We start from the raw sequence: 18,965 nt of genomic DNA on the forward strand, positions 1-18,965 counted from the left end.
TGCCCGGGTCAAGCCCGGGCATGACGACTGAGCGTGTGGCGCGCGATCGCTCGACAAATTCGCAATGACGGCGTGGTGCGCAGCCCGCGTCGCGACACTCAATGAAAATCCCGCGACGGCGGCAGGATGCGGACGTTGCGGGGGTGGCGGACTTTCTGTGCCGGCATGTCCGCGAGCGCGCGAGGGTCTTCGTTCAGCGGCTCGATCACCGCGGCGCCTGCGGGCACCGGATACTTGCGGCTCAGCGCGTCGGTGGCAAGGCCGACCAGATCGTGCGAGCGGTCGATCATGCGCTGGGCGATGAGATGCGTCACCTTCTCGGGGCTGCTCTGGATGTAGCCTTCGACCAAGATGAGACGCGCGCCCATCACCTCCTTGCGGTACTGCTCCATGATCTTGGGCCAGACCACGACATTGGCGATGCCGGTTTCGTCCTCCAGCGTCATGAACACGACGCCGCTGGCGCTGCCCGGCCGCTGTCGGACCAGCACCACGCCGGCACAGCGGACGCGGCGCCGCTCGTTCTCATGGCTGACATCCTTGCAGGCAACGACGCGCTCGCGCAAAAACATCTCGCGCAAGAATTCCATCGGGTGGCCCTTCAGCGATAGCCGGATGGTCTGGTAGTCCGCGACCACCTGCTCGGCGCGCGGCATCACCGGCAGCGGTTTTGCGCCTTCGTCCGGCTGCTCGCGCGCGGTGGCCGCCTCGAACAGCGGCAGCGGCAAATCGTCGGGCAGCCGCCGCACCTGCCATAGCGCCTCGCGGCGGTCGAGCCCGAGCGAGCGGAACGCATCGGCATCCGCCAGCAGGATCAGCGCGCGCTTGGGCAGGCCGGTGTCGCGGGCAAAGTCTTCGAGCGAGGTGAAAGGCCGGCGGCTGCGCGCAGCGATAATGCGGTCGGCCCAGTCTTGCTGAGGCATCGGCGGTGCTACACCTCTCCCATAGGGAGAGGTGAACGGAGCCTGCGGCAAGACCGGCCCAATCATGGAAAGTTCTTCAGGCAAGTCCCGGAATGACGTTTGAGAACGTTTCAGCCTCTCCTCGTCTTCATCCAGCCAATGAAAGCCGTCGATCTGGCGAAAACCGAGGCGCACGGCGCAATACCTGCCGCTCCCTTCCTCAAGCGTGTTCTGCGCAAAGCTGTAGGACACGTCGATGTCACGAACCTCGACGCCGTTCTTGCGGGCGTCGCCGACGATCTGCGCCGGCGCATAAAAGCCCATCGGCTGCGAGTTCAGCAGGCCGCAGCAGAAGGCGTCGGGATGATGATATTTCAGCCATGACGAGATATAGACGAGCTGCGCGAAGCTCGCGGCATGGCTCTCCGGAAAACCGTAGGAGCCGAACCCCTTGATCTGGTCAAAGCAGCTTCTGGCAAAATTGGCATCGTAGCCGCGCGCCACCATGTTGCCGATCAGCTTCTCCTCGTATTGGCCGATGGTGCCGACATTGCGGAAGGTCGCCATCGAACGGCGCAGGCCATTGGCCTCCTCGGAGGTGAATTTGGCCGCCTCGATCGCGATGCGCATCGCCTGTTCCTGGAACAGAGGCACGCCCTTGGTCTTGTGCAGCACCTTGTAGAGCTCGTCCGCGGGACCATGCTCTGGCGCAGGGGACGGATAGGTCACTTTCTCCTGGCCGTTCCGCCGCCTTAAGTAAGGATGAACCATGTCGCCCTGGATCGGTCCGGGCCGTACGATCGCGACTTCGATGACGAGATCGTAGAAGGTTCGCGGCTTCAGCCGTGGCAGCATGTTCATCTGCGCGCGGCTCTCGACCTGGAACACACCGAGCGATTCCCCGCGGCACAGCATGTCGTAGACCTTGGGATCGTCCTGCGGGACGCTCGCCAGCACCCAGCGCTTGCCCTTGTGATCCGCGATCAGATCGAAGCACTTGCGGATGCAGGTCAGCATGCCCAGCGCGAGTACGTCGACCTTCATCATGCTGAGTGCGTCGACGTCGTCCTTGTCCCATTCGATGAAGGTGCGGTCGTCCATCGCGGCGTTGCCGATCGGCACATAAGTGTCGAGCCGGTCCTGCGTCAGCACATAGCCGCCGACATGCTGGGAGAGATGGCGCGGGAATTCGATCAGCTCGGTCGCAAGCTCGACCGCGAGGTTGATCATGGGATTATCGGGATCGAGCCCGGCCTGCCTGACCTGCATGTCGTTGAGACCCTTGCCCCAGCTGCCCCAGACGGTATCGGCGAGCGCGGCGGTGACGTCCTCGGTCAGCCCCAGCGCCTTGCCGACGTCGCGGATGGCGCTGCGCGGGCGATAATGAATGACGGTGGCGATGATCGCGGCGCGGTGACGGCCGTAGCGGCGATAGACATATTGCATCACCTCCTCGCGGCGCGAATGCTCGAAATCGACGTCGATATCGGGCGGCTCCAGCCGCTCCTTGGAAATGAAGCGTTCGAACAAGAGGTCCACCTTGGTCGGATCCACCGAGGTGATGCCGAGCACGTAGCACACGGCCGAATTCGCCGCCGATCCCCGCCCCTGGCACAGAATGTTCTGGCTGCGCGCATAGTGCACGATGTCATGCACCGTGAGGAAATAATGCGCGTATTTCAGTTCGGCGATCAGCGCGAGCTCCTTGTTCAGCGTCGCCCGCAGCCTGTCGTCGATCTTGCCGCCGAAATATTTGTCGACGCCCGCCCAGGTCAGATCCTCCAGATGCCCCTGCGCGGTCTTGCCCGGCGGCACCGGCTCGTCCGGATATTGATATTTGAGCTGGTCGAGCGAGAATTCGATTCCGTCCGCAAAGCGCATGGTCTCCGCGATCGCATCAGGGAAATCGCGGAACAGCCGCGCCATCTCACGTGGCGACTTCAAAAAGCGCTCGGCATTGGCTTCCAGCTTCCGCCCCACAGCCTCGATCGTGGTCTTTTCCCGGATACAGGTCAGCACGTCCTGGAGAGGACGACGGCCGGGATCGTGATAGAGCACCTCGTTGGTCGCGAGCAGCGGCACCTTTGCTCTTGCGGCGAGATCGTCGAGCCGCGAGAGGCGACGCCGGTCGTCGCCGCGATAGATCAGGCTCGCCGCCAGCCACACGCCCTCGGCGCGGCTCGCCTTCAGCTTTGCGAGCACATCCAGCGCCTGTGCGGGATCGAAGCGATGCGGCAGCGTCAGCACCAGAAGCTGGCCTTCCGAGAATTCGAGAAGATCGGCGAAGCTGAGACGGCACTCGCCCTTCTCGATCCGCGTGATGTCGTCGCCCCGCTTGCCCCGGGTGAGGAGCTGGCAGAGCCGGCCATAGGCGGCGCGGTCGCGCGGATAGACAAAAATGTCGGGTGTGCCGTCGATGAAGACGATGCGCGCGCCGATCAGCAGCTTCGGCTTGTGCAGCACCTTGTCATTGTCGAGCTCCTTGTAGGCCCGTACCACGCCGGCGAGCGTGTTGTGATCGGCGATGCCGATCACTGGAATTCCCAAGGCGCTCGCTTGATGCACATAGGCACGCGGATCCGAGCCGCCGCGCAGGAAGGAGAAGTTGGTGGTGATGCCGATCTCGGCATAGGCGGGGGTGTTCATGCGAAAAGACCGTGCACGTACCAGCCGGGAGACGCGGGCTTGCCATCGCCATCGAACACTTCCCCCTCGTAAAGACCGTCGCGAAAGATCCAGAAGCGCAGGCCCTCGGCATCCTCGACGCGGAAATAATCCCGCGTCAGCTGCTTGCCGTCCTGCCGCCACCATTCCATCGCGATGCGCTCGGGCCCCTCCACCCGCACCACGGCATGCAGCGCGCGGCGCCAGGTGAATTGATGGGGCGGACCATCCGGCACGGCCGCGAACGGCACCTTGATCGGCTCCGGCTTGTCGAACAGCCTTAAGGGGCGCAGCGGCGGCTCGCTCTCGACGCGTGCGGGCCATTCGGCCTGCATGGCGGCAGCGAGATGATGCTGCGCCGGCGCGGCCAACACCGCCTGCTCGGGGATATGGGTATCCTCAGGCAGGTGCACGACGACGCGTTGTCCGCCGATGCGCGCGGCGATGCGGTCGATCAAGGCGGCGAGCTCGTCATTGTCGTGGACATGGGCGTCGAGATCGCGCTGCTCCTGCACTACGATCTCGGTGCGGCTCGCCGACAGGCGCACCATGTCGAAGCCGAAGCCGGGATCGAGCGGATCGGCGAGCGCATCGAGACGCTCGCGAAACAGCCGGTCGATCACCGCGCTTCGCGTCACGGGACGTCCGGTCTCGACCATGATCGTGCGCACCACGCCGTCGGTGCGGAAGAAGGCGGCTTCCAGCCGGCGCGCGCCCTTGCCCTGTTTCTCCATGGAGGCGATCAACGTGTCGGCGAGCCGCGACAGCGTCATCGCAATCATGGTGTCGGTTGCGATCGGCTCGGCGAAGCGCTTCTCGACGATGTAATCGGGCGGCGGTTTTCGCGGACTGATCGGCGCATCGCCTTGCCCCAGCGCATGGGCGAGCAGCGTGGAGAATCGGGCGCCGAACCGCGCCGTGATCTCATGGGAGCTGCGGGAAGCGACATCGCCAATGGTCTTCAGGCCGGCGCGGCGCAAGCCCGTGGTGATCGCCTCGCCAGCGCCGAGCGCGGACACCGGAAACCGTTCGATCGCCGCCGCCTCTTCACCATCGGCGACGATGGTGCCCGCGGCCTGCCGCGTCAGCGTGCGCGCGCAGACCGACGTGCCGGCAATTGCCGCACCGACGGCAAAGCCTTGACGGGCGAGCGTCCGGACCAGCGCACCCAACAGTGCCGCCTCGCCGCCGAACAGATGCGCGCAACCGGTGATGTCGAGGAACAGCCCGTGCGGCGGATCGAGCGCAACCAGCGGCGTGAAACGGTCGCACCAATCGGCGATATCGCTGAGCGTCTTCGCATCGGCCACCACATCGGCGTCGAACACCTTCAGGTCCGGACACATCGCCCGGGCATTGGCCAGGGGCTGGCCGATATACAGGCCGAGACGTTCGGCGGCCTCGTCCAGCGCATGGATCACCAGCGCATTGTTCTCCTTGATGACGACAATGCTGGGCTCATGATTGGTCTTACCCAGCCCGGCGTTGCCAAGAAACCGCTGGATCCGGTCGATGGGCAGGCGCGGCAGCCACAGGCTGAGGATACGCCGACGGTTCACTGAACTGGCACTCATCACAATTCCATTCCATGATCCAGCGGCCGCATTGGCCATGACGATTGCGCAAGAGCTCGGCATCGAAGCGCGGCGCGCCCCAGGCACTCCAAGGCGCCGCAGGCATTGAAGCCGTGCCCGGCGGCGAATGCGCCGCGCGCAGCATCCATCGCGTCTCCGCGGTCGACGGCAACGGCTGCGCCGCCATGCGCAGCATCAGGCCGGTGACGCCGGACGATTGCGCAGCCAGCGTCAGCTTGCGGCTCGCCACGAGATCGAACTGCCTGACATCACCCCAGAGTTCGAGCACGACGGCGCCGAGCGCATCGCAGGCCAGCGCATCGGCCGAAGTTCGCAACGCGCTCTCGACATCGGCGGCGCGGACCATCACCACGCGGCGCGGATCGAGGCCGAGCTCGGATAGCCCGCTCATCGACAGCGCACCGGCTTCAACTTCCGAAAAATCCTGCCGTACCCACAGCAGCGGCTTGCGTACCGTCACGCGCCCCGCAAGCCCCATGACAAAACCCGTTGCGGCCGCGCTCTGGCGTCCCTCGCAAAACACCTCGTGGACCGCCGCGCGCGCGAGCCCGCCCTTCAGCACGGTATCGGCCTGGCCATGGCCGAGCGCGACGCGATCGTGCTGATGCACGATCTCCGCCGTCTCGATGCGCTCGATCTGACCGCGCAAGGTCGCAAGCGCGCTCATACGTGCGCCGCTCATGCTCGCCGCTCCTTCAGAGGTGATTGCCGATGGCTCTCAAAAAGAGAACCAGCGGCTGGCTCATTTGTTCATGGTATGTTCTAATATAAAGCTAACGGCGCCAGAAGAGTCAATCGAATTGGCGCGCTGTCGGATTCATGAGCTGAATCAAAGGGATTCAAATATGGACGTGCAACGCAAGCTGGAAATTCTGGCCGATGCCGCCAAGTACGATGCGTCCTGCGCTTCCAGCGGCACCGAGAAGCGGGATTCCAGCGATGGCAAGGGCATGGGCTCGACCGCTCCCGGGATGGGCATCTGCCATTCCTACGCGCCGGACGGACGCTGCATCTCCCTGCTTAAGGTGCTGCTGACCAACGCCTGCAATTACGATTGCCTCTATTGCGTCAACCGCGCTTCCTCGAACGTGCCGCGCGCCCGCTTCACCATCGACGAATTGGTCAAGCTGACGCTCGATTTCTACCGGCGCAATTACATCGAGGGCTTGTTCCTATCCTCCGGCATCATCCGCAGTCCCGACTACACCATGGAGCAGGTGATCAGCGTCGCGCGAAAACTGCGCGAGGAACATCACTTCCGCGGCTATATCCACTTGAAGACCATTCCCGAAGCCGATGACGCGCTGATCGCAGAGGCCGGCAAATATGCCGACCGTCTCTCCATCAACATCGAGATGCCGCAGGAGACGAGCCTGCAGCAATTCGCGCCGGAGAAAGACGTGCGCGCGATCCGCCGCACCATGGGCCGGCTGCGGCTGAAGCTCGACGAGGCCGAGGAGAACCGCGCAACGAAAACGAAGGCCAAGCCACAGCGCTTTGCACCGGCCGGACAGAGCACGCAGATGATTGTTGGCGCAGATAGCGCCTCCGACCACACCATTCTCTACACCAGCGCCAATCTCTACGGCGCCTACCGGCTGCGGCGCGTCTACTATTCCGCCTTCAGCCCAATCCCCGATGCCAGCCGCGCTTTGCCTCTGGTGCAGCCGCCGCTGCTGCGCGAGCACCGGCTCTACCAGGCCGACTGGCTGATGCGGTTCTACGGCTTCGACGTCGGCGAGATCGTCGACGACAGCGCGATGCTGCCGCTCGAGATCGATCCAAAGCTGGCATGGGCGCTGCGCCACCGTGACCGCTTCCCGCTCGACGTCAACCGCGCCAGCCGTGAGGAGCTGCTGCGCGTGCCGGGCTTCGGCACCAGGACGGTCGAACGCATCATCGCGACACGGCGCACCACCACGATCCGCCTCGCCGATCTCGCACGACTGCACGTGCCCCGCAACAAGGCACTGCCGTTCATCGTCCTCAGCGATCACCGGCCGCCGCCACACCGCCTCGATGAGGCGCGGCTGGTCGAACGGTTCAAGCCGAAAGCAACGCAATTGGGATTTGGCTTCTGATGCAGTACATCACCCTCGACACCGAAACCGATTTCGACGGCTGGCGCAAAGCAGCGCGGAGCCTCGTGCTTCACCACGTGCCGCCCAGTGATGTCATCTGGACCGTGAAAGGCGGCGAAACGGACTTGTTTGCGCCACAAGCGCCATCTCCGATGCTCGAGGCGAACGAGGGCACCTTCACCGTATCAGGCAAATTCGTCGAGCTCGCCCAGGGCGCGATCCTGCACCGCGATCCCCAGCGCTTTGCCATCCTGTATCGGCTGCTGTTCCGGCTGAAGGACAATCACGATCTCATCGAGGTCGCCACCGACCCTGACGTCGCGCAGGTCACCGCCATGGCCAAAGCGGTCTATCGCGACGAGCACAAGATGCATGCCTTCGTGCGCTTTCGCGAGATCGGCAGGGAACGTCAGGCGCATTACGTCGCCTGGTTCGAGCCCGAGCATCACATCGTGGAGCTCGCCGCGCCGTTCTTCGCAAAACGCTTTGCCGACATGCCCTGGTCGATCCTGACGCCCGATCTGTGCGCGCATTGGGATGGCCATGCGCTCTCGTTCACGCCCGGTGTCAGCAAGCGCGAGGCGCCGAGCGAAGACCGGCTCGAGGAGACCTGGCGGCGCTACTACGCCAGCATCTTCAATCCCGCCCGCCTCAAGGTGAAGGCGATGCAGGCCGAGATGCCGAAGAAATATTGGAGGAACCTGCCCGAGGCTTCAATCATTAAGCCCTTGATCGAGGACGCCGAACGCATGACCGGCGCCATGATCGCCAATGCCGCAACCGATCCGCACAAGCCTCAGAAGCGGCCGGAGGCCCCGATGAAACGCAAGACCGCTGCCGACGATCTCGAAACGCTCCGCGAGGAGGCTGCGCATTGCCGCGCCTGCCATCTTTACAAGGACGCAACCCAGACCGTGTTCGGTGAAGGTCCGAAGAACGCCAACATCATGCTGGTAGGCGAGCAGCCCGGCGACAAGGAAGACCTCGCCGGCCATCCCTTCGTCGGCCCGGCCGGCCAGATGCTGGACCGTGCGCTGGAGGAAGCCGGCGTCGACCGCAAGAAGGTCTATGTCACCAACGCCGTGAAGCACTTCAAATTCGTACCGCGCGGGAAGATCCGACTGCACCAGAAGCCGAACACGCCTGAGATCCGGGCCTGCCGGCAATGGTATGAGCGGGAAGTTTCGGCAATCCAGCCTGAGCTCATCGTGGCGATGGGCGCCACCGCCGCGCAGAGCGTGTTCGGCAAGATCACACCCATCGGCAAAAACCGCGGCCGCCTCATCGACCTTCCCGACGGCCGCAAGGCGCTGGTGACGGTGCATCCGTCCTATCTGCTGCGGCTGCCCGATCCGGAAGCCAAGGTGCTGGAATATCAGCGCTTTGTCGAAGACCTGAAGATCGCCGCTGGCCTGCAGAGGAAAGCCGCGCGCGCCGCCTAAATACTGGCAGGAAAACACTTTTCAACCGGCGCTTGTCATCCAGTCTTCAAATCCATCGCGGACAATACCCTTACCTGAAAGTTAAGGGGCGTCCACATGACCGATGTTGCATTCGACCGCGCGGTAGCCGATCCCGCGCCTGTCCAGCCGGCCTCGCGGCCAAATCTCGACAAGGGCTTCAATCCGCTGACGATGATCCTGTTCTTCGGCATCCTCGCTGCGGGCCTGTTGTTCGTCGCCTACAGCATCTATGTCGACGTCAACGCGACCGGCACGCGCGTGACGACCTACCTGCCCTACATCCTGCTGTTCGTCGCGCTGCTGATCGCGCTCGGCTTCGAGTTCGTCAACGGCTTCCACGACACCGCCAATGCGGTGGCAACCGTGATCTACACCCATTCGCTGCCGGCTGAAGTTGCCGTGATGTGGTCAGGCTTCTTCAACTTCCTCGGCGTGCTCTTGTCCTCCGGCGCGGTCGCCTTCGGCATCGTCTCGCTGTTGCCTGTCGAGCTGATCCTCCAGGTCGGCTCCAGCGCCGGTTTCGCCATGGTGTTCGCGCTCTTGATCGCCGCGATCCTGTGGAATCTCGGCACCTGGTTCTTCGGCCTGCCCGCCTCGTCCTCGCACACGCTGATCGGCTCGATCATCGGCGTCGGCGTCGCCAACGCCGTCATGCGCGGCCGCGACGGCACCTCGGGCGTGGACTGGAGCAAGGCGACCGAGATCGGCTATGCGCTGCTGCTCTCGCCACTGGTCGGATTCATCTGCGCCGCCGTGCTGCTACTGCTCCTCAAGTTCATCGTGCGCAACCCCGCACTCTACGCTGCGCCCGAAGGCAACAAGGCCCCGCCGCTCTGGATCCGCGGCCTCTTGATCGCAACCTGCACCGGCGTCAGCTTCGCGCACGGCTCGAACGACGGCCAAAAGGGCATGGGCCTGATCATGCTGATCCTGATCGGCACCGTGCCGACCGCCTACGCGCTCAACCGCGCGCTGCCGGACTCCCAGGTCGCCCAGTTCCAGAAGACCTCTGACGCCGCCGCAAAGGTAATCTCGGCGAAGGGCGCCGGCCACAGCATCATCGGCGATCCCCGTCCGGCGGTGACGCAGTACATCGCGCTGCATCACCTCAACGAGGGCACTTATCCCTCGCTCGCCGTGCTCGTGAAGGACGTCGGCGACCAGGTCGCCAAATACGGCTCGCTGAACAAGGTGCCGGCGGAAGCCGTCGGCAACACCCGCAACGACATGTACCTGACCTCGGAAGCGATCCGCTTCCTGATGAAGGACAAGGAGAACGATCTCAGCAAGGAGGAGATCGCGACCCTGAACGCCTACAAGGGCTCGCTCGACGCCGCCACCAAGTTCATCCCGAACTGGGTGAAGATCGCGGTCGCCATCGCGCTCGGACTCGGCACCATGATCGGCTGGAAGCGCATCGTGATCACGGTCGGCGAGAAGATCGGCAAGAGCCATCTCACCTACGCGCAAGGCGCCTCCGCCGAGCTCGTCGCCGCCGCCACGATCGGCGCCGCCGACATGTTCGGCCTGCCGGTCTCCACCACGCACGTGCTATCGTCCGGCGTCGCCGGCACCATGGCCGCCAACGGTTCCGGCCTGCAATGGTCCACCATCCGCAACCTGCTGATGGCCTGGGTGCTGACGCTGCCCTGCGCGATCATGCTGTCGGCCACGCTCTACGTGATCTTCTCGCGGATCTTCTAAAGCTCTCTCCTCTCCCTCTCCCCGTTCTTACGGGGAGAGGGTTGGGGGGAGGGGCTGCTTCCGCGATCACGGTGAGAGATGGACTCGTGGAGAGTCCCCCTCACCCGGAATCCGCGCTACGCGCGCATTCCGACCTCTCACCGCAAGCGGGGCGAGGTAAACGAACAGCCGACCTCACGATGCCGCGAGCGATTCCTCGACGAGCTTCACCCAATAGGACGTGCCGTAGACGATCGCCTCGTCGTTGAAATTGTAGGCGGGGTGATGCAGGCCGGCGCTGTCGCCGTTGCCGCAGAAGATGAAGGCGCCGGGCCGCGCTTCCAGCATGTAGGCGAAATCCTCGCCGCCCATCAGCGGCGGCATCTCGTGCACGTTGGCTTCGCCCGCGACCTGCTTGGCGATGCGCCGCGCCACCTCGGTTTCCGCGGCGTGGTTGTTCACGACCGGGTAGTTGCGCTTGTAACGCAGGTCGATCTTGGCACCGGTGATCTGCGCGACGCCCGCGACCACTTCGTGCACGCGCTTCTCGACCAGCTTGCGCACCTCGGGCGAGAGCGTGCGGATGGTACCCCGCAGCGTTGCCGTCTGCGGAATGACGTTGCGGGCGTTGCCGGCGTGGAATTCGCAGATCGAGATCACGGCCGATTCCAGGGGATCGACGCTGCGCGCGACGATCGACTGCAAGGCGGTGATCACCTGCGCGCCAACCAGCACGGAATCAACGCATTTGTGCGGACGCGCGGCGTGGCCGCCGAGGCCCTCGATCATGATGTCGACCTCGTCGGTCGCCGCCATGATCGGGCCCGACCGGATCGCGAACGAGCCGACCGGAATGCCCGGGCCGTTGTGCATGCCATAAACCTGCTCGATGCCGAAGCGCTCCATCAGGCCGTCCTTGACCATGGCCGCGCCGCCGGCGCCGCCCTCTTCCGCCGGCTGGAAAATCACCACGGCATCGCCGGCGAAATTACGGGTCTCGGCAAGGTAGCGGGCTGCCCCGAGCAGCATCGCGGTGTGGCCGTCATGGCCGCAGGCGTGCATCTTGCCTGGGGTCTTGGAGGCGTAAGGCAGGTTGGTCTGCTCCTCGACCGGCAGCGCGTCCATGTCGGCGCGCAGGCCGATCACCTTGAGGCCCTCGCCGGCCGGCTTGCTGCCCTTGATCACGCCGACCACGCCGGTCTGGCCAAGGCCGGTCACGACCTCATCGCAACCGAACTCGCGCAGCCGGTCCGCCACGAATGCTGCAGTGCGATGAACGTCGTACAGCAGCTCGGGATGCTGGTGGATGTCCCGGCGCCAGGCCTGAATATCGGGTTGGAGGTCGGCGACGCGGTTCACGATGGGCATGGAGGGTCTCGAGCTTTGTGGAAAATGCAGGCCTGTCTACCATGCAAGCGTCGGTCCACCCAACCGCCTGACATCGGGGTTTAGCCCTGCCCGCCCGGCATGGCCGGGCTTGTCCCGATCCGTCGCGTCTGCCTATTAGGGCGGAACGCTAAGTGACCATCCGGGTGGAAGCAGAATGCCGAGGCGGCTCGAAGGTGAGTTTGACTACATTGTCGTCGGAGCCGGCACAGCCGGCTGCATCGTCGCCAACCGGCTCTCGGCCGAGCCCAGGAACCGCGTCCTCGTCCTCGAAGCCGGCGGGGACGACAACTGGATCTGGTTCCACATCCCGGTCGGCTATCTCTTCGCAATCGGCAATCCGCGCTCGGACTGGATGTTCAAGACCGAGCCCGAGCCGGGCCTGAACGGCCGTTCGCTCGCCTATCCCCGCGGCAAGGTGATCGGCGGCTGCTCGGCGATCAACGCCATGATCTCGATGCGCGGACAGGCTGCCGACTACGATCACTGGCGCCAGCTCGGCATGACCGGCTGGGGTTACGATGACGTGCTCCCGCTATTCAAAAAGCTCGAAGACCATTTCCTCGGCGCCAGCGAGCATCATGGCGCTGGCGGTGGCTGGCGCATCGAGGCACCGCGCCTTTCCTGGGACATTCTCGATGCAGTCGGTGATGCCGCCGAGGAGATGGGCATCAAGCGCATCCCGGATTTCAACACCGGCGACAACGAAGGCACCAGTTATTTCCACGTCAACCAGAAGCGCGGCCGGCGCTGGTCCTCGGCGCGCGGCTTTCTCAAGCCGGCGCTGAAGCGGGCAAACCTGCGGCTCGAGAAACACGTGCTGGTCGACCGCATCATCATCGAGCAGGGCCATGCCGTCGGCGTGCGCTTCATTCAGAACGGCGAAATCATCGAAGCGCGCGCGAAACGCGAGGTGATCCTCTCGGCCGGCTCGATCGGCTCGGTGCAGGTGCTGCATCGCTCCGGCATCGGCCCCACGGATTGGCTGTCGCCGCTCGGCATCGACATCGTCATGGACAAGCCCGGTGTGGGGCGCAATCTGCAGGATCACCTGCAGCAGCGTGCGATCTACAAGGTCGAGGGCGTGCGCACGCTGAACGAGACCTATTACAATCTGTTCCGCCGCGGATTGATGGGCCTCGACTACGCGTTCCGCCGCCGCGGTCCACTGACGATGGCGCCGTCGCAGCTCGGCATCTTCACCCGCTCGGACGCGACGCGCGCGCGCGCCAACATCCAGTTCCACGTGCAGCCGCTGTCACTTGACAAGTTCGGCGATCCTCTGCATCGCTTCCCCGCCATCACGGTGAGCGCCTGCAATCTGCAGCCGACCTCCCGCGGCACCGTGCGGCTGCGCTCGGCGGCGCCCGACGAGAAGCCGATCATTGCGCCAAACTACCTGTCGACCGAGGACGACCGCCAGGTCGGCGCCGACGCCATCCGCACCACGCGCCGCCTGATGCAGCAGAAGGCGCTGGCCAAATACCGCCCGGTCGAATATCTGCCCGGCCCCTCCGTCGGTGACGACGATGCTTCGCTGGCAAAGGCCGCCGGCGATATCGGCACCACCATCTTCCATCCCGTCGGTACCGCGAAGATGGGCGCGGCGAGCGATCCCTTGGCGGTGGTCGACGAGCGCCTGCGCTTCTACGGCCTCGAAGGCTTGCGCATCGTCGATGCCTCGATCATGCCGACCATCACCTCGGGCAACACCAACACGCCGACCGCGATGATCGCGGAGAAAGGTGCGACGATGATCCTGGAGGATGCGAAGTAGCATCCGTCACGCATGATCACCCCACAGCGTTTTTCCATCGGCCCCGCCGGCGCAGAGATCGCCCTGCTGCAATGGGGCGCGAGCGGCAGGCCGCCTGCGTTCCTCGTACACGGCACCGGTTTCGTCGCCGCCGTCTGGGACGAGGTCGCACGCGAGCTCGCATCGACCTACACAGTTTATGCGCTCGACCGCCGCGGCCACGGCGCGAGCCACAAGCCTGGTGCCTATCATTTCCTGGACTATGCGGAGGATGTTTGCCGGGTGGTCGATGCGCTCGGCCTGCGAGACGTCTACGGCATCGGCCACAGCGCGGGTGCGACCGATCTCCTGCTCGCGGCAAAGCTCTTGCCCGGCCGCTTCACGCGCCTGTTCGTGATGGAGCCGACGGTGATGGACCCGCGCACGGCGGGCATCGGCGGATTGAGCGGCGAATCCCTCGCCCGCGTCGAGGGCACGCTGCGCCGACGCGCCGAATTCGACAGTGCCGACGCCGTGTTCGAGCGCTACCGCGTGGCGCCGGCCTTTGCGGATTGGACCGAAGCATCGCTCCGCGCCTATCTGCGTCACGGCTTCGTGCGGCTCGACGATGGTCGGGTGCGGCTGTGCTGCACGCCGGAGATCGAATCCGCGATCCTGCGTCCGATCTACGAGGCGATGGAGCAGGTCTATGTCGGCGATGCCCGCGGCAATCCGTTTGGATCGCTCGCCGAGATCGACTGCCCGGTGCGCGTCTCGACCGCTGCGAGGTCGGGGCCGATCTATTGGGAGATGGCACGACGCGCCGTGTCGTTGATACCCCGCGTCAGCACGTTCGTCTTTGAAGACGCCGGGCATTGCGTCGCGCAGGAAGTGCCGGCAGCCGTAGTGGAAGCCGTGCGGGAATTTGCGACATAAATCTGGTGCCCGGGACGCGCTGCAGTGCGCCCGGGGTACGAGATCCCACCTCACGAAAACGTCATCCCATCCGGGAATAAGCCCGCGCCTCCCCCGATCACCTCCCCGAAGCCCACTTCCGGGCGAAGCGGAGATGCACGATGAGCGGACACGATCACGGGGACGACGGCGTCAGCCGACGCAAGGTGCTGGAATGCATGACATGGGCCGGCACCGGGGTGCTGTGGACCGTCACGGGCGGCGTGCCGCGCGCGCTCGGCATCATCGATTCCGCGCAAGCTGCGACCGCGGCCGCGCCGGGCATGACCTTCCTCCAGATCAGCGACAGCCATGTCGGCTTCGACAAGCCGGCCAATCCCAATGCGCTCGGCACGCTGGAGGAGGCCGTGAACAAGATCAACGCAATGCCGGCCAAGCCCTCCTTCATGATCCACACCGGCGACATCACGCATCTGTCGAAAGCCGCCGAGTTCGACAATGCCGAGCGCATCATCTCGCAGACCAAGCTCGACGTGCACTATGTCCCCGGCGAGCATGATTTCATCGACGAGGAGGTGAAGCTCTATCGCGAGCGCTACGGCCGCGGCACCAAGGGGCACGGCTGGTACTCGTTCGACGCCGGCGGGGTGCACTTCATCGGCCTCGTCAACGTCGTCGACCTCAAGGCGGGCGGTCTCGGCAATCTCGGCGCCGAGCAGCTCGCCTGGCTCGAGGACGATTTGCGCGGCAAGTCGAAATCGACGCCGATCGTGCTGTTCGCGCACATTCCGCTCTGGACGGTCTATCCCGAATGGGGCTGGGGCACCGAGGACGGCGGTCGCGCGCTCGAATACGTCAAGGGCTTCGGCTCGGTCACCGTGCTGAACGGGCACATCCATCAGGTGATGCAGAAGGTCGAGGGCAACGTCACCTTCCACACCGCACGCTCCACCGCCTTCCCGCAGCCGGCGCCGGGCGCCGCCCCCTCGCCCGGCCCGATGAAGGTCGAGGACGCCAGGCTCCGCGGCATGCTCGGGGTCGCCAGCATCAACTTCAAGCAGAACGAGCAGCGGCTCGCGATCATCGACACGCCGCTCCAGGGCTGAGGTGGAAGCTGACAATGAAGACACTCAACCGCCGCGACTTCAGTCTCGATCTCGGCCTCGCTTTGGCCGCTTCCATCCTGTTGCCCGCAACAAAGGCCCGCGCCGACGACATGGAAATCCATATCGACAACTTCGTTTTCCAGCCGGCCGAGCTCAAGATCAAGGTCGGCACCACCGTGACCTGGACCAACCGGGACGACATCCCGCACACCGTGGTGTCGGCCGGCAAATTCAGATCCAAGACCCTGGACACCGACGACAAGTTCGCGTTCACCTTCACCAATGCGGGCGACTACAAATATTTTTGTTCGCTGCACCCGCACATGACGGGGATGATCAAGGTTGAGTAACGTCTCCAACCAAGGCATCAACGTCTTGCCCGGCCGGTGGTCCCACGCCGGCCGGGCTCGTGCGCCTTTGGTCACCAACAACGGCACACCCAACAGGGACGAAACGAAGCCACGAGCAGAACAAGAGGCAAAGCGAGGAGCGATGCCCGCCACCGACGATGTGCAGAAGGCGCAACGCTTCCGCGAGGCGGCGCTGCCCTATCTCGACGACGTCTACACGCTCGCACGCTACCTGCTGCGCGATGCCTCCGACGCCGAGGACGCGGTGCAGGAGTGCTATCTGCGCGCGCTGAAGCATTTTGATAGCTACCGCGGCCCGGCGATGAAGCCCTGGCTGTTCGCCATCCTGCGCAACGTCTGCAACGCAGAATATGCGAGGCGAGCGTCGAGGCCCAGCGCGATCGAGGATACGCCAGGCGCCGCCGAGCAGACGCCGATCTGGCAGGAGAGCGAGGCGAGCCCGGAAACCGAGATGCTGCGCAGCCGCGACGCAGGTGCCATCCGCAAGCTGATCGACGCGCTCGCCGAGCCGTTCAAGGAAACGTTCGTGCTGCGTGAGATCAACAACCTATCCTATCGCGAAATCGCGGAAGTCGTCGGCGCCCCCGTCGGCACCGTGATGTCCCGCCTCGCTCGCGCCCGCGCCATGCTGCGCGCCGCCTGGACGGCGGAAGAGGAGCACTCCAGATGACCTGCGACGAAGCAAGAATCATGCTTCACGCGCTGCTCGACGGCGAGCTCGATGCCGGCCATGCGCGCGAGGTCGAAGCCCATATCGCCGGCTGCCCGGACTGCGCAGCCGAGTTTGCCGCGCAACGCGAGATGCAGCGCATGCTCGCTGGCACCAATCTGCGCTATACCGCGCCGGCAAGCCTGCGCGACCGGATCGAGGCCTCGCTGCCGAAGCAGCAAGCCCAGCCGACCCGCCGCTCCGTGCTGCGCGGCTTTGCCATGGGCTCGGCGGTCTCTGCGCTCGCCGCCTCAGGCGTTGTCGCCGTCGTGCTGCGCCAGGACGACCAGCAGCGCATCCTGTCGGAGGTCGTCTCCGCGCATCTGCGCTCGCTCCAGGCCGGTCACCTCACCGACGTGATCTCGACGGACCAGCACACGGTGAAGCCCTGGTTCAACGGCAAGCTCGACGTCGCCCCGCCGGTGATCGATCTCACCGCGCAAGGTTTTACGCTGGTCGGCGGCCGGCTCGACTATATCGACGCCCGCGCGATCGGCGCCGTGGTCTACCGGCGCCGGCAGCACGTGATCAACCTGTTCGTGTCGCAAACTTCGAGCACCGAGCACCGGCCGCCGAAGACCCAGACCATGCAGGGCTTCAACTGCCGCCGCTGGGGCGAGCGCGGCCTGAACTTCTGGGCCGTCAGCGATATCGGCGCCGACGAGCTCGCCGAGTTCGTCGACAAGTTCGAGGCGGCGATGAAGGCGAATGTGGAGGGGTAGCATCGCCGCCCCACCAGCTCCAGGAATGTATCAGAAGCCGATACACCTCTCTTAGGAGAACGCGACGATGGCCAAGAAACTCAAGCCCATGCATCCGGGCGAGGTTCTCCGGGAAGAAATCTCCAGAACGATTACGACATCCAGATCGCCAGGCGCGATCTGGGCAAGGCTCTCGACCGCATCGAGATTGTGAACAAGCCTAGGGCGGCCTGAGCGATCGGCCTTAAGCTGACCTTCTCACCGCGTTGTCCACCAGCGTCTTGCCGAGCGACCAGATCGCGCCGGGGACCTTGTGGCTGCCGGCGATGACGTCGTCGAACGCCTTCTCGATCCAGCTGCAGTCTTCCTCGGTGATGGTGAGCGGCGGCAAGAGCTTGATGGTGTGGCTGCCGTGACCGGCGACTTGGGTGAGGATCTTGTGATCCTTGAACAGCGGCACGGTGATGAGCTGGCAGAACAGGCCCTTGTTGGCGGCTTCCAGCACGTTCCACGAGGCGCGCAGCCGCAGCGATTTCGGCGGGCCGAACTCGATGCCGATCATAAGGCCCTTGCCGCGGACTTCCTTGAGCAGCTCGTAGCCGGGCACCATGCGCGTCAGCGCAAGGCGCAGCTCGGCGCCGCGCTTGGCGGCCGCATCGATCAGCTTCTCGGATTCCATGACGTCGAGCGTGGCGATGCCCGCGGCCATCGCGAGGTCATTCTTGGAGAAGGTGGAGCCGTGCACCACCGCGCGGTCCATCTGGTTGAAGATCTTGTCGAAGATGCTCTTGCGCGTCAGCACCGCGCCGACAGGCACGTGGCCGCCCGACAGCGACTTCGACAGCAGCACCATGTCGGGCTCGACGTTCCAGTGCTCGACCGCGAGGAAGCGGCCGGTCCGGCCCATGCCGGTCTGGATCTCGTCGGCGACGAACAGCGTGCCGTATTTCTTGCAGAGCGCGGCCGCGCCGGGCAGGAACTCGTCGGTGGGCATGTTGACGCCCTTGCCCTGGATCGGCTCGACGACGAAGGCCGCGACCTCGCGCGAGGCCAGCGCCTTTTCCAGCGCCGCCAGATCATTGAACGGAACCGGGGTGCAGCCCGGCAGCAGCGGCTCGAAACCGGTGCGGAAATTGGAATCTCCGGTCAGCGACAGCGCGCCGTAGGTCAGGCCGTGATAGCCGTGGGAGCAATACACGATGCCGGGACGCCCCGTCGCGCCGCGCGCGAATTTGATCGCGGCTTCGACGCATTCGGCGCCGGAATTGGCGAAGAACGCCTTGTCGAGATAGGGAACGTATTTCAACAGCCGCTCGGCGAGCACGCCGGCGAGCGTCGAGACGTCGAACTGGACGAGGTTAGGCAGGTCGGCATCGAGCACGCTCTTGAGCGCATCGCGCATCACCGGATGATTGCGCCCGATCGCGAACACGCCAAAGCCGGACAGCAGGTCGAGATAGCGCGCGCCATCGCGATCGTAGAGGTACTGCCCCTGCCCTTTCTGAAAGCCGACGTCGTAGCCGATGGTCTTGAGGACCCGAACGAACTGCTCGTTCAGATACCGATTATGCAGGGTGCTGCGCTGGGCCTGACGGTCCGCGAATAGCTGAGACATGTCTGGATTTGGGCTGTGCATCCGTTACATACTTCGGTT

General features: G+C 64.7%; 14 protein-coding genes. 9 read left to right on the forward strand and 5 right to left on the reverse strand.

Features of this window, described 5'->3' with window-relative positions:
* Positions 1-98: 98 nt before the first annotated feature.
* Genes P6U31_RS24615 through P6U31_RS24625 form a run of 3 tightly spaced genes read right to left on the reverse strand, consistent with a single transcriptional unit; the run spans position 99 to position 5,843 of the window.
* On the reverse strand, positions 99-3,548 hold the full coding sequence (locus P6U31_RS24615) for an error-prone DNA polymerase (protein WP_407184354.1): 3,450 nt from the start codon (positions 3,546-3,548) through the stop codon (positions 99-101).
* Positions 3,545-5,140 carry a Y-family DNA polymerase gene (locus P6U31_RS24620; protein WP_407184355.1) on the reverse strand — a complete coding sequence of 532 codons (1,596 nt, stop codon included), beginning with the start codon at positions 5,138-5,140 and terminating at the stop codon, positions 3,545-3,547. Before P6U31_RS24620 ends, P6U31_RS24615 begins: the two co-directional genes overlap by 4 nt.
* Entirely contained in the window at positions 5,037-5,843 is an 807-nt protein-coding gene (locus tag P6U31_RS24625) for an ImuA family protein (protein ID WP_407184356.1), read from the reverse strand. The genes P6U31_RS24620 and P6U31_RS24625 overlap by 104 nt, the downstream gene beginning before the upstream one ends.
* A 163-nt stretch (positions 5,844-6,006) precedes the next feature.
* On the opposite strand from P6U31_RS24625, the gene P6U31_RS24630 reads away from it, so the two are divergent.
* The 3 genes from P6U31_RS24630 to P6U31_RS24640 all read left to right on the forward strand — a co-directional run bounded on the left by P6U31_RS24630 (position 6,007) and on the right by P6U31_RS24640 (position 10,409).
* Positions 6,007-7,242, forward strand: a complete 1,236-nt coding sequence (locus P6U31_RS24630; protein ID WP_407184357.1) for a putative DNA modification/repair radical SAM protein — start codon at positions 6,007-6,009, stop codon at positions 7,240-7,242.
* Complete coding sequence (locus P6U31_RS24635; protein ID WP_407184358.1) at positions 7,242-8,684, forward strand: UdgX family uracil-DNA binding protein; 1,443 nt, start codon at positions 7,242-7,244, stop codon at positions 8,682-8,684. Before P6U31_RS24630 ends, P6U31_RS24635 begins: the two co-directional genes overlap by 1 nt.
* Positions 8,685-8,780: 96 nt before the next feature.
* Positions 8,781-10,409, forward strand: coding sequence for an inorganic phosphate transporter (locus P6U31_RS24640; RefSeq protein WP_407184359.1), 1,629 nt, complete (start codon positions 8,781-8,783; stop codon positions 10,407-10,409).
* A 174-nt stretch (positions 10,410-10,583) separates the two neighbouring features.
* On the opposite strand, the gene P6U31_RS24645 is transcribed toward P6U31_RS24640, so the two are convergent.
* A complete protein-coding gene (locus tag P6U31_RS24645; protein ID WP_407184360.1) occupies positions 10,584-11,756 on the reverse strand; it encodes a M20 aminoacylase family protein in 1,173 nt (390 codons plus the stop codon).
* A 175-nt stretch (positions 11,757-11,931) separates the two neighbouring features.
* Between P6U31_RS24645 and P6U31_RS24650 the strand changes: the two genes are divergently transcribed.
* The 6 genes from P6U31_RS24650 (at position 11,932) to P6U31_RS24675 (ending at position 17,332) form a co-directional block, all read left to right on the forward strand.
* Positions 11,932-13,551 carry a GMC family oxidoreductase gene (locus P6U31_RS24650; RefSeq protein WP_407184361.1) on the forward strand — a complete coding sequence of 540 codons (1,620 nt, stop codon included), beginning with the start codon at positions 11,932-11,934 and terminating at the stop codon, positions 13,549-13,551.
* 12 nt (positions 13,552-13,563) lie between these two features.
* A complete protein-coding gene (locus P6U31_RS24655; protein ID WP_407184362.1) occupies positions 13,564-14,445 on the forward strand; it encodes an alpha/beta fold hydrolase in 882 nt (293 codons plus the stop codon).
* A gap of 140 nt (positions 14,446-14,585) precedes the next feature.
* On the forward strand, positions 14,586-15,530 hold the full coding sequence (locus P6U31_RS24660; RefSeq protein ID WP_407184363.1) for a metallophosphoesterase family protein: 945 nt from the start codon (positions 14,586-14,588) through the stop codon (positions 15,528-15,530).
* Positions 15,531-15,544: 14 nt separating this feature from the next.
* On the forward strand, positions 15,545-15,880 hold the full coding sequence (locus tag P6U31_RS24665; protein ID WP_407184364.1) for a cupredoxin family copper-binding protein: 336 nt from the start codon (positions 15,545-15,547) through the stop codon (positions 15,878-15,880).
* A gap of 142 nt (positions 15,881-16,022) precedes the next feature.
* Positions 16,023-16,571, forward strand: a complete 549-nt coding sequence (locus tag P6U31_RS24670; RefSeq protein ID WP_407184365.1) for a sigma-70 family RNA polymerase sigma factor — start codon at positions 16,023-16,025, stop codon at positions 16,569-16,571.
* Positions 16,568-17,332 carry an anti-sigma factor family protein gene (locus P6U31_RS24675; protein ID WP_407184366.1) on the forward strand — a complete coding sequence of 255 codons (765 nt, stop codon included), beginning with the start codon at positions 16,568-16,570 and terminating at the stop codon, positions 17,330-17,332. Before P6U31_RS24670 ends, P6U31_RS24675 begins: the two co-directional genes overlap by 4 nt.
* Positions 17,333-17,555: 223 nt before the next feature.
* Here the strand turns inward: P6U31_RS24675 and hpnO are convergent, their stop codons facing one another.
* A complete protein-coding gene (gene hpnO, locus P6U31_RS24680; RefSeq protein WP_407184367.1) occupies positions 17,556-18,947 on the reverse strand; it encodes an aminobacteriohopanetriol synthase HpnO in 1,392 nt (463 codons plus the stop codon).
* Positions 18,948-18,965 lie beyond the last annotated feature (18 nt).

The sequence above is a fragment of the Bradyrhizobium centrosematis genome, assembly GCF_045571495.1.
In the GTDB taxonomy this organism is placed as follows: domain Bacteria; phylum Pseudomonadota; class Alphaproteobacteria; order Rhizobiales; family Xanthobacteraceae; genus Bradyrhizobium; species Bradyrhizobium centrosematis.